The following is a 16,605-nucleotide window of genomic DNA, read 5'->3' as shown; positions in this document are numbered from 1 at the left end:
AAACAAAAAACCCGCGAAACATGTTTCGCGGGTTTTTTGTTGGGCACGCATCAGCACTCAGTGTGCAAGCACGGCCAAAAGCAGCAATGCAACGATGTTGGTGATCTTGATCGCCGGATTGACAGCGGGTCCGGCCGTATCCTTGTAAGGATCGCCAACGGTATCGCCCGTTACCGACGCCTTGTGCGCTTCCGACCCCTTCATGTGGCGCTTTCCATCCTTGTCCACGAAGCCGTCTTCGAAGGATTTCTTTGCGTTGTCCCAGGCGCCGCCGCCTGACGTCATCGAAATGGCAACGAAGATGCCGTTGATGATAACGCCAAGGAGTGAAGCACCGAGAGCCGCGAAGGCAGAAGCCTTTGAACCCGAAATCAGCAGCACGCCGAAATAGACGACAAGCGGTGCCAGCACAGGCAGAAGCGAAGGAACAACCATTTCCTTGATCGCAGCGCGGGTAAGAATGTCCACCGCCCTCGCATAGTCTGGCCGTTCCGTGCCCTGCATGATGCCCGGCTTTTCACGGAACTGGCGGCGTACCTCCTCCACAACGGAGCCTGCAGCGCGGCCAACCGCCGTCATTGCAATACCGCCGAAGAGATAGGGAATAAGGCCACCGAAAATGAGACCGGCAACCACATAAGGGTTGGACAGCTCGAACGATACGGTACCGATTCCCTTGAAGTAGGAGAAAGCGGTCGCGCCTTCCTTGTTGGCTTCAGCAATGAAGAACTGCAAGTCGTTGGAATAGGCCGCGAACAGAACCAGCGCACCAAGACCGGCAGAACCGATTGCATAACCCTTGGTGACGGCTTTCGTCGTATTGCCAACCGCATCGAGCGCATCTGTCGATTTGCGAACCTCGGGGTCGAGCCCTGCCATTTCAGCGATACCACCGGCATTGTCGGTAACCGGTCCGAAGGCATCGAGCGCAACGATCATGCCGGCAATACCGAGCATAGCCGTCACCGCGATACCAGTGCCGAACAGGCCGGCAAGCTGATACGTCGAAATGATACCGCCAACGATAACCAGTGCCGGTAGCGCAGTCGATTCAAGCGAGACCGCCAGGCCCTGGATAACGTTCGTGCCATGCCCGGTTACCGATGCCTGTGCGATCGAATTCACCGGGCGCTTATTGGTACCGGTATAGTATTCGGTGATCACCACGATGAGACCTGTCACAACGAGCCCGACAAGGCCGCAGATGAACAGGTTCGACCCCGTGACGATTTTGCCGGCGACAGTGCCGACCTCACCCCAGCCGACAGTTGCGGATGTTGCCGCCGCAAGACCGAGGATCGACAGAAGCCCCGTCACGATCAGCCCCTTGTAGAGAGCACCCATGATGGAGTTATTGGCGCCAAGCTTGACGAAGAAGGTGCCGGCGATAGAGGTGACGATACACGCGCCGCAGATGGCCAATGGGTAGAGCATGACCGCACTGAGGACGGGCGTTGCGGCAAAAAAGATTGCACCGAGAACCATGGTGGCGACAATCGTCACCGCATAGGTCTCGAACAGATCGGCTGCCATGCCGGCGCAATCGCCAACGTTGTCGCCGACATTATCGGCGATCGTCGCAGGGTTGCGTGGGTCGTCTTCAGGAATACCAGCTTCGACCTTGCCAACGAGATCACCGCCAACGTCAGCACCCTTTGTAAAGATACCACCGCCAAGACGCGCGAAAATGGAAATGAGGGAGGCGCCGAAACCGAGTGAGACAAGCGCGTCGATCACAGTGCGATCGGCGGGCGCATAACCCATGGGTCCAGTCAGTATCCAGTAGTAGACGGAAACGCCGAGCAAGGCCAAACCCGCGACCAGCATGCCGGTAATCGCGCCTGACTTGAAAGCGATTTCAAGCCCTGCGGCAAGACTGCGAGATGCGGCCTGTGCCGTACGGACGTTGGCACGGACAGAAACGTGCATACCGATGAAACCGGCAAGACCTGACAGCACTGCGCCAATCAGAAAGCCGATCGCAGCCGTTCCGGTAAGCAGAAACCAGACTGCAAGGAAAACGACAACGCCGACGATGGCGATCGTGGTGTACTGACGTGTGAGATATGCCTGTGCGCCTTCACGAATTGCACCGGCGATTTCTTGCATGCGCGCATTGCCCTGGTCCGCCGCGAGCACCGATTTGGTGGCTAGAAACGCGTAGACAATAGACAGCAGACCGCAGGCAATGACCAAAAACAGTATTGTCATGCCACTCCCTCAGATTTTGACCGGAAAAACCCCTCCCCGGGTCACGTTCGGTACGGCACACAAAGAAATCCGCCAGGCCGGCAGAAACGCGACCGTATGTGTAAGAAGTAGCGAAGCAAATGTGAAAACGTCAAGGTCTTTCGCATCTTAGCGAAACGCAAGACGAAAGTAGGGCTTGCTGCTGCACGGATGGCAGGCCAATGTTCAGGGCGTAGCATTTGTGTGAGGCAACGCGTGGATGTAATTTATAACGAACGGGTCAAATTATTTGCGACGTTCATGAACAGCGTAGGCGTTGCGATTTTTGCCGTTGGTGGCGTAGCTCCGAGGGTGTCGGCTCTCTATGGTCCTACCGGACCAACATTTGCTCTTGGCTTCTGTCAGGCATTGTTGCGGGTATCATACACTACAGCGCAAGCACTATCCTGAAGAGGATGAGGCCGTGACCACTCTGCAAATGCTCTCGTTGTGTATAATGCCCGTGGCAGTTTAATTCTTGCAGGCGCTGTACTTTTCTACGATTGGAGATACCCACCCCAGCATCACCGCCCTCGCGATCAAAAATAGAGAATGAGAATTCTCTAACGCCGGGGGCCTTTTACACCCTTGCTCTCACCGCGAAGTTCAAAAGCAAGCCGATCCAGAACAGCATTGACCAGCTTTGGTTCTTCTTCCGAATAAAACGCCTTGGCGATGTCGACATATTCCGACACGATGACAGCCGTTGGGACATCAGCCTTGTTCTTCAATTCCCAGATGCCGGCACGCAAGATCGCGCGCAGCGTCGAATCAAGACGTGAAAGCGGCCAGTCTTCGGTCAGAGCCTGACGGATCATTGGGTCTAGCGTAGTCTGATCGGCAACGACGCCTGAAACAATGGCGCGAAACCATTGCGCGTCGGCATCGAGATATTGCTTGCCATCGACTTCCTTGCCGAGACGGTGTTCCTCGTATTCTGCCACGACCTCAAGCACGCCTGTACCCGCTACATCCATCTGATAAAGGGCTTGAACTGCAGCCAGCCGAGCAACGCCACGTTTATTCGCGGTCTTCACGAGAGGGCTTTGCTCGTCTTTTGGAGTAGGCATCGATCAGGCTCCGAGCTTGTCCTTGAGGGCAATCATCGTCAATGCAGCGCGTGCCGCAAAGCCACCCTTGTCCTTGTCTTCACGCCGTGCGCGCACCCATGCCTGCTCTTCATTCTCGACAGTCAGAATGCCGTTACCGATAGCGATGCTTTCCTCAACAGCAAGGTCCATCAGCGCACGACAGGATTCATTGGCGACGATATCAAAATGGTAGGTCTCGCCACGGATGACCGTGCCCAGCGCCACATAACCATCATACTCGGTCCCGCCATCCTCCGCACCATCAAGCGCAAAGGAAATGACAGCCGGCACCTCTAGTGCGCCGGGAACGGTTACAACATCATAGGTGGCATCGGCTTCGTCGAGAGCCATTTTTGCGCCATTCAACAAGGCGTCCGACAAATCTTCATAGAATCGCGCTTCCACGATCAACAGATGTGGCGCGTGCGTCTTTTTTTTCGACATGATAGCTCCGAAGGAAATCAATCCACCCGGATGGCCATCTGAAGCGATTGTCTGCGCTCGGGTGCTCATGAACCAAAGGTTCACTGTGCCCCGGTTCTCGAAAACCGCATCAGCTACCTGTCAAGGTGAATTTCAAAGGTCACTTTAGTTGTTGGTTCAGGTCCTAGGCTGATTTCGGATATTCTGCAAGCCGTGCAGCGTATCGCGCCATCTGATCTATCTCGATATTGACCCTATCGCCAATCTTGCGGTCACCCCAAGTGGTCACGTCCAGAGAATGACGTATGAGGAGAACATCGAACTCGTTGCCATTCACACCATTGACCGTGAGCGACGTACCATCAAGCGCGACGGAACCTTTTTGCGCGATGAAGCGCGCAAGTTGTCCGGGCACACGCAGTGTGAAACGAACCGCATCGCCTTCGTCCTCACGCTTGATGATTTCCGCCATCGCGTCGATATGACCGGATACAAGGTGGCCGCCCATCTCGTCACCGAGTTTCAGCGAGCGCTCGAGATTGATGCGTGTTCCTGTTTTCCAACCGGAAATGGTGGTGAGTCGCAGCGCTTCTTCCCAAGCCTCTGCCTCAAACCAGCGCGCATTGGAGCCTCTTTCGGGAAGTGTGGTTACGGTAAGGCAAACGCCGGAGCATGAAATGGATGCACCGATCTCGATCGTTTCCGGGTCGTAATTGGTCTCGACACGCAGCAGCACGCCCTCATTGAGCGGCTTTACCTGACCTATCCTGCCAATATCCGTTACAATGCCCGTAAACATTCGCGATTCCCTAGAGAGGTCTGACATATTCGCTGTAGCGATCTTCACCGAAGCGATATTCATGTGACAGGTTGAAACCACGAGCCATATGGGATTGCAGTGCAGGCACTACAACCCCGCTTGCACTGCCAATTGCAGACGGACCTTCGAACAGGGCCAGGCGATCCACCAGATCTTCCTGCAGGAACGAGTTGGCGACGGCCGCACCACCCTCAACCATCAGCGTTGCCATGCCCTGTGCCGCAAGATCATCCAGCAATTCCGGCAGTGCGGTGGCGCCGCAATCGGTTTCGGTCGCGAGGATGCGGCAACCAGCGGCTTCCAACGCTTGCCGTTTGGCTGGATCAGCTTCCGCATTGGCGGCTATCCAGACCGGAACAGTGCCAGACGTTCTGACCAGGGAGCTATCAAGCGGTAAACGAAGCCGGCTATCGAGCACGATACGGGTAGGAGAACGTGCCTCCAAGCCCGGCAAGCGACACGTCAGCAGCGGATCGTCGGCGAGAACCGTCCCGATACCGACAAGGATTGCATCGGACTCGGCCCGCATGAGGTGAACCTGCGCGCGCGATACAGGACCGGTGATCGCAACCTGCCCGTGCCCTTTGGCGCCGATGAACCCGTCGCTCGAAAGCGCAATCTTCAGAGTCACTTCCGGACGTTTTTTGGAAGATCGAATCAAGTAACCAGCAAGGTAGTCGGCAGCTTCCGCCCGAAGCACGTTTTCCTCGACGTTGACGCCCGCGTTGCGCAGGATGGCATAGCCTTTGCCAGCCACGCGTTCGTCGGGATCGTTTGCGGCCGAGACTACACGGATTACGCCAGCCGTCACGAGCGCATTGGCGCAAGGAGGGGTCCTGCCGTGGTGGGCACACGGCTCCAATGTCACATAGGCCGTGGCGCCGCGGGCTTTCTCGCCGGCCTCGAGCAGAGCCTGTGTTTCCGCATGCGGGCGTCCCCCAATGGCGGTAACACCGCGCCCCACGATCACGCCGTCCTTGACGATCAATGTTGCGACGGAGGGATTTGTTCCGGTCAGCCCTTGATGGGTGCGTGACAACCGAATGGCCGCTGCCATGTAGCGGCGATCAAGAGCAGAAGCTGTCATCGGACTCATTCGTCCCTGACAGGCTCGGCAGCGATGTCACCGGCAGTAATCTCATCGATGACATCGTGAAAGTCCTTGGCCTCGCGGAAATTGCGATAAACCGAAGCAAAGCGGATATAGGCAATGTCATCGATACCCTTCAGTGCGTCCATGACCAGCCGGCCTATCTCATCGGAGCCCACCTCCGGCTCGCCAGAGCTTTCCAGCTGGCGAACAATGCCGGATACGGCGCGTTCCACGCGCTCGGGATCGACCTGCCGCTTGCGCAATGCGATTTCGACCGAACGCATCAGCTTGTCGCGATCGAAGGCAACCTTGCGGCCGCTTTTCTTGACGACGGAAAGGTCACGCAATTGCACGCGTTCGAAGGTCGTGAAACGTCCGCCGCAATCGGGACAGACGCGCCGGCGCCTGATGACGGCACCATCTTCCGCAGGGCGGGAGTCTTTCACCTGAGTATCTTCGGACTGGCAATAGGGACAACGCATCGATGAGCTTTCTGAACGCGATTCTAAAATCGCTGCAAAGATAGTGTCTTTCGGTGCGAGATTAAAGCGTTCCTGCGATACGAACTGTCAACCAATTGACGTAGGAGAACAATCTCCCCGCGATCGGGGAGATTGTTGCCAGTGTATTATCCGAGGTATGGATAGAGCGGGAAACGGTCCGTCAGCGCAACGACCTTCTGCTGAACCGCTTTTTCAACGGCTGCGTTCCCCTCGTCGGAATTGGCCACTTTCAAGCCATCCAGAACTTCCGATATCAGATTGCCGATTTCCGTGAATTCTGCCGCACCGAAACCACGTGTCGTTCCGGCCGGTGTGCCGAGGCGAACGCCGGACGTAACAAAAGGCTTCTCCGGATCGAAAGGGATGCCGTTTTTGTTGCAGGTGATATTCGCCCGTCCGAGCGCTGCTTCGGCACGTTTACCGGTTGCATTCTTCGGGCGCAAATCGACCAGCATCAGATGATTATCGGTGCCGCCGGAGACGATATCGAGGCCGTTCTTCTTCAATGTCTCGGCCAGCGTCTTCGCGTTGGCGGCCACATTCTGGGCATAGGTCTTGAATTCCGGCTTCAACGCTTCACCGAATGCAACTGCCTTCGCAGCGATGACATGCATGAGCGGGCCACCCTGAAGCCCAGGGAACACGGCCGAATTCATCTTCTTGGCAATCTCCGGGTCATTGCTGAGGATCATGCCACCGCGCGGACCGCGCAACGATTTGTGTGTCGTCGTGGTGACGACGTGCGCGTGCGGGACAGGAGACGGGTGCACGCCGGCAGCAACGAGACCAGCGATATGCGCCATATCGACCATAAGATAAGCGCCAATGCTGTCTGCGATTTCGCGAAAACGCTTCCAATCCCAGATGCGCGAATAGGCGGTGCCGCCGGCAAGGATCAATTTTGGCCTGGTCTCATGCGCTTGTTTCTCGATCGCATCCATGTCGAGAAGGTGATCGTCCTGGCGTACGCCGTAAGACACGACCTTGAACCATTTGCCGGACATATTGACAGGCGAGCCGTGGGTAAGGTGACCACCTGAATTGAGATCGAGCCCCATGAACGTATCGCCTGGCTGCAGGAGCGCCAGGAAAACCGCCTGATTCATCTGGCTGCCGGAATTCGGCTGCACATTGGCAAATTCGCAGCCAAACAACTGCTTGGCACGCTCGATCGCCAATTCTTCAGCGATGTCGACGAACTGGCAGCCGCCATAATAGCGCTTGCCCGGATAGCCTTCGGCATATTTGTTGGTCATGATCGAGCCTTGTGCTTCCAGCACCGCGCGCGACACGATGTTTTCCGATGCGATCAGCTCGATCTCATGGCGCTGACGGCCAAGCTCCTTGCGGATTGAGCTGAAAATCTCCGGATCGATTTCTTCGAGCGATGCGTTGAAAAATGTATCTGCATTCGACATGGTGACAGGACCCTCATTTGCCGGTGGGGAATTCATAGGTAATTGCGGCGCATTATCATACTTAAATACCCAAGGCCAATGGCCGGTACGCGAAAAGCAATAGCCCGAAACCGCCCTAACAAAAAGACCGCCCGAAGGCGGTCCTGTTGTTAGATGTATGCCGGCTCGATCAGGTGTTCGTTCCGATCGACAGGGCGGCCTGACCGTCCATTTCGTAGATGTCGTCACGCAGGTGGACCACGCCATCGCCGGTTGACCAGGCACTGACATAAACAAAATGCAGGGGCACGGGATTGGTGACGGCGATCGGCGTATTGACGCCAGTCTTGATCGTCGCTTCCATCGTCTGGCGATCCCAACCGGGTGTGTCGCGCAACAGCCAGACGTTCAGGTCGCGAACATTCTGCACGCGCACGCAGCCCGAGGAATCGAACCGCATCAGCTTGTTGAAAATGCCCTGCTGCGGCGTGTCATGCATGTAAACCGCATACTGATTGGGGAAGTTGATCTTCGTCGAGGACATGGCGTTGATCTTGCCGGGGTCCTGGCGGAACATCAGCTTGACCGCATCGTCGGTGTTCCAATCGACGGTCTCCGGCGCAATTTCCTCCCGTGTCTGCTCGTTGAACAGCCGGATCTTGTTGCGCGTCAGATAGGTCGGATCCTTGCGCATCAGCGGAATGATATCCTTCTGGATAATCGACTTCGGCGCCGTCCAGTACGGATTGAGGATGACTTCCTGAATCTTGGAGTCGAGGATCGGCGTCTGCCGATCGATCTTGCCGACGATGGCCGTGTGGCGTTGGGCCACACGCCCCGCTTCCACGGCCTCGATCTGCGCTGCCGGAATGTTGACCATGACATAACGCGGGCCCTGATCGTCGCTGGCAAGCTTGCGCAGGCGCTCAAGATTGGTGTGCAGCTGACCAAGGCGAATATCGGCCGGCACATTCATTGCAGCGATTGAATATTGTCCCATGACGCCATCGGCCGGCAGACCATGACGCGACTGGAAACGCTTCACCGCGGCATCGACATAGGTATCGAAAGAATTCGACAAGCCGGCTGTTTCGGCAAGATCGCCGGAAATCATCAGGCGCTTGCGCATGGCGGAAACGGAAGGATCAACCACGCCGAGCTGCAACTTTACCGTCGGTTGTACCGTGGGCCAGCCGCCGCCGCTGACAATCTGATTGTATGTATTGATCGCGCTTTCGGTGAATGAAACCGTCTCCGGGCTGGCGATCGGCTGAAAACCTGCAACTTTGGCCCGTGTCGTCGAGCGGGCGTCGAACTGGTCATCCCAGTTACCCCGTCGCGGAGCGGCAAGAATTTCGCCAATATCCGTCTGCTGTGCAAAGGCCGATGTTGTTACCGCGGCAAGACCAGCAGTTGCCACGCCAGTCAAAAAGGTACGGCGGTCAAGTGCTGATGATCCAAATTTCTTCATATTTTGTCCAACCCAACTGGAAATCTGCCGTCAACCCGCCGCTTGCAAAGAAAAACAGCTTCGGTCGCGAAAATTATCAGGAACATTCTTAACAAACAGCAATATTCGCACTGATCGCGCAATTGTGATGGTTCAAATGCCGACCAGCCCTCTCCGGCCGTCTGTGGAACGTCACTGAGTATGTGTTGTGGCATTTCCACGGCAATATGGCGGATTAATGACTGGGTGTCTTCGGCGCCAATAACTCGAAAAACCTCGCCGATTACGACCAAAGACGAATTGACGAGTCGCTACCAATAATAGGAATATGATCCCCTTTTTAAGGGATTTTATTCATGAGCATTTTTGACACACCGGAATACGCGATCCTACCAAAAATCAAATGGTTCTTTGTTATCCAGATTAGACCAAGTCCGGGCGTCATTGGTAGGGGAGGAAGAAAATGACAACGATCGCACAAGTCCGGCAAGCAGTGCGCCCCCTCATTCAGCAACATAGTGATCTTGCAAGCATCGGCCGGTTCGTGATGATCAAACCTGTCCGCCATATCTGGCGGGCAGTCTTCATCGAATCCACGATTGATCCGCACGCATTTGCGCCTCGTATTTCGCTCAGCATGCTCATACCAGCAAAAAGCAGAGGTGTTAGGGGATTCGGACAACGAATTTTCAGAAATATCTACGGTCCTCGCAATATCCGGTCATCCGACTGGGATATCAGGCAACCGGAAACGATCAAGCAAATGCTGGACATGATCGAAAACGAGGCTTTGCCGAAGTTGCGTACTATCAATACGTTCGAAGATTATTTCGCATTCATCTCCGGTTTCCGCTTTCCAATCGATTATACGGGCCATATCCAATATCTTGAGGTGTACATTCCGGCGGCCAATGGCGACCTCGAGCTGTCACGGAAAAATCTCGAACGAGATGCTCGAATACTTGCCGATATCAAAGAATATCGCCCAGGATTCTATCGCGCCCTCGTTGATGGTGATCGCTTTGAGATTGCCCGTATCCTGCATGAATGGGAAGCGGCCACAGTCACCAATCACAAGCTGGAGAAAATCTGGGAAAGAACGCCGTTTCCTCTCGAGCTTTAAGCAACAAAGCCCGCCTTCGTTTCGCACGAAGCCGGGCTTTTGCCGTGGATTGCATGGCCTTACATGCGGTAGGCGATAGAGTCGTTCCAGAAGCGGTCAAGGCGCTGCAATGCCTTGTTCATCGACTGGAATTCTTCCGCCTTGATGCCACCAACATGTTCGATCGATGCGACATGACGTTCATAGAGACCCGCGACCAGCCCTCTCCGGCTGTCTATGGAACTTTACGAATATGTGTTGTGGCATTCCAACGCGCAACCTGGCGGATTAATGACTGGGTGCCTTCGGCGCCGACAACTCGGAAAATCTGGCGGAATACGACCAAAGACCAATTGACGAGTCGCTATCAATAATAGGAATATGATCCTTTACTTAAGGGATTTTATTCATGAGTATTTTTGACACACCGGAATACACGATCCTTCGTCTGAAACATCAAATAGCTGGCAACAATGTTATTTTTGCGCTGGAGAGGCTCGCCCCGCATTATGGGTCCAACTACCGTGCACCCGATCATGTCCGACGCGAGCAGAAGATGCTGCTGGAGCAGCTCGATCTGCTGGAGACATTGGAGCTTCGCGCGAACTTCGATCCAGACCAGTCGCGTGTTCCTGCTGGCAGTGGTGAAACCAGTGGAAGATGGTCGGACGAAAATGGCGGTTCATCGCAGGTAGCGTATCTGGATAATCGCGGTCCACTGAACCGGTTCGAATCACTCACTGCGGGTGGTGGCGGTGGTGGTTTTGCGGCTGGTGCAGGCGTCGGGGCAGCCACCGGCTTGGCAGCCCCTGAGTTATTCAAAAAGCCGGAAGAGTTTCCAAGTCCTCTATCTTTCGAGGATGGCCTTGCCACTTTCAATCGCCTGTCCAAACAGAACAATCCGCGGCAACAGCCGATCATACTGTTTCGACCCAAGGATTGGGGAGGCGGCGATGAGAGCAAGCCAATATCGATGCAGCTCAAATCGGGTGTGCGTCTGGCCACAAGAGATGAAATAAAACGGTATTGCCCCGAGTTTGACCAAGTGCAGCGGCTGGCTGACGAAGCTGCGGCGAGGACCGGCCCTCGGTCTGAATACTCATCTGCAGCCACATGGGGAACAGCAACGCATGTGAATATGAAAGATCTCACACTGGAAGACCCTGACAATAAAAACCTGTATACAGAAGAATCGTTCGTAAAATATAGGGAAGAGGTTATGGAAGCTCCCGACTTCTATCAACGGAATCCGCAATACCCCTCAAAAAACTCCCTGCGCATAGATACGAGGGGACAGGTCCAGCACGACGATACAGTGTGTGTTTACGATCTTAAAACTGGGACCAAAGGCATCACCATCCCACGAGCTATTGAAATATACGAGTCTGTCAAACGGCGTATTAAACCTATGCCCGAAGTCCGTATCGTGGAAGTAAACCCAAGCCGATGACGACAACATCCCAAGTTCGCAGGACGCTGGCTCCAGTGCTCACCCGCAACCCGGACCTGGTTTTGATGGGACGATTCCTTTTCTTCAAACCAGTGCGTCATATTTTGAAGGGCATATATATTGACCGAAGCAGTAATAAAAATGAATTTGTGCCCAGCACCACAGTCAATCTTATAGTCTTGAACAAAGGACGCTATGAAAGTTCCCGTGGGGAGCGCTTTAACAGAACTTATATCGATCCAAAGGATTTGGCCAAATTGCAGATCCCTGTTCCAGAAACAGTCAACTATAATGACGATGACAACCCCCGTGCCGTGGGTAAAATTCGTACCACAATCGAGATGGACAGGGCTGTTCAACTTTACAACAGAAATTATACGAGCATGGAAGAACTGGATCAGCGGATCGGGGGGTGGCGGGTTTTGTGGAATATCGCGGAACCGGCAACTATTCGCCTGATGTGTGAAATGATTGAGGATGAGGTTCTTCCTGATCTACGAAAAATCGTATCATTTGACGACTTCATAACGTTTGCCGATACGCTGGGTTGGGCGGACAACTATCCCTACCGAACGAGCGTGTTCGAACGCATGTTTATTGCTGCGGTCGAAGGCGATTTGGATAAAGCGCGCGAATTATGGAATCGACACGAACAGGACCCCGATTACTTCAAAGTACAAGAGCTTGAGATCTTTAAGTCGATGAGCCCGGATTTCTATCCTGCCTTGCTTAAAGGTGATCGCGCCGCTCTGGCAAAGATCTTCCACGACTGGGAAGCGCAATCCGTTAGGTCTTACGGGATCGAGAGTTTTTGGGAAAGAACGCCGTTTCCTCTCGAGCTTTGAACCAACAAAGCCCGCCTTCGTTTCGCACGAAGCCGGGCTTTTGCCGTGGATTGCATGGCCTTACATGCGGTAGGCGATAGAGTCGTTCCAGAAGCGGTCGAGGCGCTGCAGTGCCTTGTTCATCGACTGGAATTCTTCCGCCTTGATGCCACCAACATGTTCGATCGATGCGACATGACGTTCATAGAGACCCGCGACCAGCCCTCTCCGGCTGTCTATGGAACTTTACGAATATGTGTTGTGGCATTCCAACGCGCAACATGGCGGATTAATGACTGGGTGCCTTCGGCGCCGACAACTCGAAAAATCTGGCGGAATACGACCAATAATAGGAATATGATCCTTTACTTAAGGGATTTTATTCATGAGTATTTTTGACACACCGGAATACACGATCCTTCGTGTGAAACATCAAATAGCTGGCAACAATGTTATTTTTGCGCTGGAGAGGCTCGCCCCGCATTATGGGTCCAACTACCGTGCACCCGATCATGTCCGACGCGAGCAGAAGATGCTGCTGGAGCAGCTCGATCTGCTGGAGACATTGGAGCTTCGCGCGAACTTCGATCCAGACCAGTCGCGTGTTCCGGCTGGCAGTGGTGAAACCAGTGGAAGATGGTCGGACGAAAATGGCGGTTCATCGCAGGTAGCATATCTGGATAATCGCGGTCCACTGAACCGGTTCGAATCACTCACTGCGGGTGGTGGCGGTGGTGATTTTGCGGCTGGTGCAGGCGTCGGGGCAGCCACCGGCTTGGCAGCCCCTGAGTTATTCAAAAAGCCGGAAGAGTTTCCAAGCCCTCTATCTTTCGAGGATGGCCTTGCCACCTTCAATCGCCTATCAAAACAGAACAATCCGCGGCAACAGCCGATCATACTGTTTCGACCCAAGGATTGGGGAGGCGTAGATGAGAGCAAGCCAATTCAGATGCGGCTCAAATCGGGTGGGCGTCTGGCCACAAAAGATGAAATAAAACGGTATTGCCCCGAGTTTGACCAAGTGCAAGAACTTGCGCATGCCTGAAGTACGCATTGTAGAAGTGAACCTAGAGCAATGACGACGATTTCTCAAGTTTCTCAAACGCTTAAGCCCGTGCTCGCCCGCAATCCGGATGTGGTCTTGATGGGTAGATTTCTCTTCCTCAAACCAGTCCGACACATGTTGAAGGGCATTTATATTGACCGTAGCAGTGACAAGAATGAGTTTGTGACAATTGCCGAGGTCAATCTCATATTGTTGGATCAAGGCCGATGGAAAAATGCACGCTGTGAGCGACTCTACGGTTTTTATGTTGAACCCGGAGAACTCTCAAAGCTGGAAAACTTTCCTATGATTGGTAAATCGATACCCCATCCTGACAGTAGCGTTGGAAAAATGCGTGTAACCTGGGACATGAGGAGAGCAATCTTAGATCACAACCAAAATCATGAAAAACCAAAACACCGGGATGATGAAGTCCGAATAGAAGTGGTATGTTGGGATATTACCAGGCCTGCCAGTATCGAGCTCATGTACGAGATGATTGAAGAAGACGTGCTACCCAACCTTAGAAAGATCGTCTCATTCGATGACTTCGAGACGTTTGCCGCTGCTATCGGTCCGGCAGATGAATTTCCCTATAAAACCAGCACCTTTGAGCGAATGCTGATGGCTACAGCCGCAGGGCATTTTGATAAGGCGCAGGAATTGTGGAATTCCATTGAACAGAAGCCGGTTTATCCTGCCGGGAGGCTACTAGAAATCCTTATTGCTGAAAATCCGACGTTTCATTTAGCTCTACTTGCAGGTGATCGCGCCGCTCTGGCAAAGATCTTCCACGACTGGGAAGCGCAATCCGTTAGGTCTTACGGGATCGAGAGTTTTTGGGAAAGAACGCCGTTTCCTCTCGAGCTTTGAACAACAAGGCCCGCCTTCGTTTCGCACGAAGCCGGGCTTTTGCCGTGGATTGCATGGCCTTACATGCGGTAGGCGATAGAGTCGTTCCAGAAGCGGTCGAGGCGCTGCAGTGCCTTGTTCATCGACTGGAATTCTTCCGCCTTGATGCCACCAACATGTTCGATCGATGCGACATGACGTTCATAGAGACCCGCGACCAATTCGGCGACCTCGGTTCCCTTTTCGGTCAGGCTGACCCGGACCGAACGGCGGTCGGTGCGTGAACGTTCATGGGAGATGAAGCCGAGCTCGACGAGTTTCTTCAGATTGTAGGAAACGTTCGAGCCCAGATAATAACCGCGGCTGCGCAGTTCGCCTGCGGTCAGTTCCGCATTGCCGATGTTGAACAGCAGCAATGCCTGGATGGCGTTGATGTCGCTGCGACCATTGCGGTCGAACTCATCCTTGACCACATCAAGCAGACGACGATGTAACCGTTCGACCAACTGAAGTGCTTCAAGATATAGTGTACGTAATGCTGTATCACTTGGTGTCGAACGCTGGTTCTCACCAGACTTTCTCTGTGTGTTGTTCATAGTACCTGCCTCACTGTTGTTTCGGTGTATTTTTCTCACCGTTGAGGAGACACTATCGAATACGCATAAAATTCGACTTAAAACACAGACTTAACAGTGCGTTACCGCGAATGAATCAATTTCAATCTTAATGAAGACTTACCTGACGGGCATGGCGTGCTGGCGCTTCTGCACGAAAAGCACAATCCGGAACAGAATATAAAGCAGCGCCACGCAGCCATGGACGATGGCGATCTGCGGCCTGTAGAAAAAGTAATTCGAGAACACCGTAAACATGAGCGTTTCGCCCAATGCGGCCACAAACCATATGACCGGGCCCCAGGAGACCATCATCCACAACCCGGTCGACGCCACGGGATAGAGCATGGCAAGCGAGACGGTCGCGACCTTCCACTGCCAGGGCATCAAATCGAACCGCCAGAGCATGCCTTCATAGTAGCCGCTGAGCTGCGCCCAGTAGCCGACGCCTGCAACGAGGCAATAGATGGAGACAAGCCGCAGGAACCACACGAAGCCGAGTTGAGCCATTGTCGCATCGAATGGCAGATGGGTGGGCCTATCGCTCATGTATGTCTTTTCATGTCAGTTGCAGTTCGCGCTCGCCCAGTGATGCAAAATAGGTATCGACCATTTCGGGCGTTATATCGTCAATTTTGTCCGGGCTCCACACAGGCATATTGTCCCTATCCACAAGAAGCGCACGAACACCCTCATAAAAATCATGGTTCTCGAGCATGCGAGATAGAATGCGGTACTCCATCTGCATGCATTGATCCATGTCGAGATCGCGGCCGTCTTCGATCTGCCGGAACGTCACATGCAGGCTCGTCGGCGAACGGGTCTTGATGAGATCGAGAAGCTTTTGCGCTTCGTCGCTGCCATTTACGCCAGCGGCGGCCAGGCGGATCACGCAACCGCCCAGTGTTTTCGAATCGAACAGCACGCCGATCATGTCGCGGGTTTTTTCGGGCGTTTCGTAGTCGGGGTTGATGGTTTTGCCGCGCAGTGCCGTTTCGGGATTGCCTGTTCTGATCAGACTACGCCGCAGCTTCTCCTTGTTTTCCGCCTTGATGGCGTGGGTGGCAATCCCACTTTGAAGGCAATCGCCCTGACGGATACGGTTACCCGTCAGCGCAAGATAAGTGCCGAAATGATCGGGAAGATGCGGAAGAAAGGCACTTCCTCCGACGTCCGGGAAGAAGCCGATGCCGACTTCCGGCATTGCGAACACGATATTTTCTGTAACAACGCGATACGAGCCATGGACCGAAATTCCAACGCCGCCACCCATGCAGATACCATCGATCAGCGAGATATAAGGCTTCGGAAAGTGCCTGATATAGGCGTTGAGGCGGTATTCGTCAGCAAAGAACTCATAGAAGGGCCGACCGGACCGGCCGGCGTGATAGACCGCGAGAATATCGCCGCCGGCACAAAAGGCCCGTCCCTCACCCTCGACAAGGACACAATGGACATCTTGATCGGACGACCACGCGACAAGTGCACGATGCATCGCATTGACCATGTTCCGCGTCAGGGCGTTCAAGGCCTTCGGCCGCGTCAGGCGAATGAGGCCAGCCTTGCCTCGGCGCTCGAATACGACTTCCCCCTCGCCGCCGAAATCGATCTCCATGCTCCCCTCCGAACCTTCGTAACAGAGGTTAGGAAACTCTGGCACACCGCGTCAATGGATCACATCTATGGCGGGCATCTTGGTCAACAGGACGTTC

At 54.2% G+C, this 16,605-nt stretch carries 16 protein-coding genes and 2 pseudogenes; 5 read left to right on the top strand and 13 right to left on the bottom strand.

The annotated features are described in order from the left end of the window. Positions 1–57: 57 nt before the first annotated feature. The 8 genes from J2X72_RS13920 to J2X72_RS13885 form a co-directional block, all read right to left on the bottom strand. Complete coding sequence (locus tag J2X72_RS13920) at positions 58–2,211, bottom strand: sodium-translocating pyrophosphatase (protein ID WP_310072784.1); 2,154 nt, start codon at positions 2,209–2,211, stop codon at positions 58–60. A 581-nt stretch (positions 2,212–2,792) separates the two neighbouring features. Beyond that, positions 2,793–3,299, bottom strand: coding sequence for a transcription antitermination factor NusB (gene nusB / locus J2X72_RS13915; protein WP_210002270.1), 507 nt, complete (start codon positions 3,297–3,299; stop codon positions 2,793–2,795). Positions 3,300–3,302: 3 nt separating this feature from the next. Then, positions 3,303–3,764 carry a 6,7-dimethyl-8-ribityllumazine synthase gene (locus tag J2X72_RS13910; RefSeq protein WP_310072781.1) on the bottom strand — a complete coding sequence of 154 codons (462 nt, stop codon included), beginning with the start codon at positions 3,762–3,764 and terminating at the stop codon, positions 3,303–3,305. 163 nt (positions 3,765–3,927) lie between these two features. Continuing rightward, positions 3,928–4,542 carry a riboflavin synthase gene (locus J2X72_RS13905; protein ID WP_210002266.1) on the bottom strand — a complete coding sequence of 205 codons (615 nt, stop codon included), beginning with the start codon at positions 4,540–4,542 and terminating at the stop codon, positions 3,928–3,930. Positions 4,543–4,552: 10 nt separating this feature from the next. Further along, the gene (gene ribD, locus J2X72_RS13900; RefSeq protein ID WP_405044712.1) at positions 4,553–5,650 is read right to left on the bottom strand and encodes a bifunctional diaminohydroxyphosphoribosylaminopyrimidine deaminase/5-amino-6-(5-phosphoribosylamino)uracil reductase RibD; all 1,098 of its coding nucleotides are present in this window, start codon (positions 5,648–5,650) and stop codon (positions 4,553–4,555) included. A gap of 5 nt (positions 5,651–5,655) precedes the next feature. Then, positions 5,656–6,138 carry a transcriptional regulator NrdR gene (gene nrdR, locus J2X72_RS13895; RefSeq protein ID WP_310072776.1) on the bottom strand — a complete coding sequence of 161 codons (483 nt, stop codon included), beginning with the start codon at positions 6,136–6,138 and terminating at the stop codon, positions 5,656–5,658. A gap of 146 nt (positions 6,139–6,284) precedes the next feature. Then, positions 6,285–7,577, bottom strand: a complete 1,293-nt coding sequence (gene glyA, locus J2X72_RS13890) for a serine hydroxymethyltransferase (RefSeq protein ID WP_210002260.1) — start codon at positions 7,575–7,577, stop codon at positions 6,285–6,287. 169 nt (positions 7,578–7,746) lie between these two features. Next, complete coding sequence (locus J2X72_RS13885; protein WP_210002258.1) at positions 7,747–9,027, bottom strand: murein L,D-transpeptidase; 1,281 nt, start codon at positions 9,025–9,027, stop codon at positions 7,747–7,749. A gap of 442 nt (positions 9,028–9,469) precedes the next feature. Between J2X72_RS13885 and J2X72_RS13880 the strand changes: the two genes are divergently transcribed. After that, positions 9,470–10,129 carry a hypothetical protein gene (locus J2X72_RS13880; RefSeq protein WP_310072771.1) on the top strand — a complete coding sequence of 220 codons (660 nt, stop codon included), beginning with the start codon at positions 9,470–9,472 and terminating at the stop codon, positions 10,127–10,129. A gap of 59 nt (positions 10,130–10,188) precedes the next feature. On the opposite strand, the pseudogene J2X72_RS13875 reads toward J2X72_RS13880, so the two are convergent. Continuing rightward, positions 10,189–10,326, bottom strand: a pseudogene (locus J2X72_RS13875) (MarR family transcriptional regulator); the annotation flags it as partial. A gap of 191 nt (positions 10,327–10,517) precedes the next feature. Between J2X72_RS13875 and J2X72_RS13870 the strand changes: the two are divergent. After that, positions 10,518–11,558, top strand: a complete 1,041-nt coding sequence (locus J2X72_RS13870; protein ID WP_310072769.1) for a hypothetical protein — start codon at positions 10,518–10,520, stop codon at positions 11,556–11,558. Next, positions 11,555–12,403 (top strand): hypothetical protein, encoded by an 849-nt coding sequence (locus J2X72_RS13865; RefSeq protein ID WP_310072767.1) that lies wholly within the window; start codon positions 11,555–11,557, stop codon positions 12,401–12,403. Before J2X72_RS13870 ends, J2X72_RS13865 begins: the two co-directional genes overlap by 4 nt. Positions 12,404–12,463: 60 nt before the next feature. Here the strand turns inward: J2X72_RS13865 and J2X72_RS13860 are convergent. Next, positions 12,464–12,601, bottom strand: a pseudogene (locus tag J2X72_RS13860) (MarR family transcriptional regulator); the annotation flags it as partial. A gap of 166 nt (positions 12,602–12,767) precedes the next feature. On the opposite strand from J2X72_RS13860, the gene J2X72_RS13855 reads away from it, so the two are divergent. Together J2X72_RS13855 and J2X72_RS13850 are read left to right on the top strand one after the other, a co-directional pair. Next, entirely contained in the window at positions 12,768–13,427 is a 660-nt protein-coding gene (locus tag J2X72_RS13855) for a hypothetical protein (protein WP_310072765.1), read from the top strand. 30 nt (positions 13,428–13,457) lie between these two features. After that, positions 13,458–14,300 carry a hypothetical protein gene (locus tag J2X72_RS13850; protein WP_310072763.1) on the top strand — a complete coding sequence of 281 codons (843 nt, stop codon included), beginning with the start codon at positions 13,458–13,460 and terminating at the stop codon, positions 14,298–14,300. 59 nt (positions 14,301–14,359) lie between these two features. Here J2X72_RS13850 and ldtR read toward each other — a convergent pair whose 3' ends face one another. The 3 genes from ldtR to J2X72_RS13835 form a co-directional block, all read right to left on the bottom strand. Further along, a complete protein-coding gene (ldtR, locus tag J2X72_RS13845; RefSeq protein WP_114429215.1) occupies positions 14,360–14,875 on the bottom strand; it encodes a transcriptional regulator LdtR in 516 nt (171 codons plus the stop codon). 138 nt (positions 14,876–15,013) lie between these two features. Then, positions 15,014–15,442: a DUF6163 family protein gene (locus J2X72_RS13840; RefSeq protein WP_210002243.1), complete on the bottom strand. Its 429-nt coding sequence runs from the start codon at positions 15,440–15,442 to the stop codon at positions 15,014–15,016. Positions 15,443–15,452: 10 nt separating this feature from the next. Further along, positions 15,453–16,508: an enoyl-CoA hydratase/isomerase family protein gene (locus J2X72_RS13835; RefSeq protein WP_310072759.1), complete on the bottom strand. Its 1,056-nt coding sequence runs from the start codon at positions 16,506–16,508 to the stop codon at positions 15,453–15,455. Positions 16,509–16,605 lie beyond the last annotated feature (97 nt).

Origin of the sequence: Phyllobacterium sp. 1468, from assembly GCF_031455525.1 — a bacterium.
Classification (GTDB): Bacteria; Pseudomonadota; Alphaproteobacteria; order Rhizobiales; family Rhizobiaceae; genus Phyllobacterium.
This window is presented reverse-complemented; position numbering and strand designations above follow the sequence as displayed.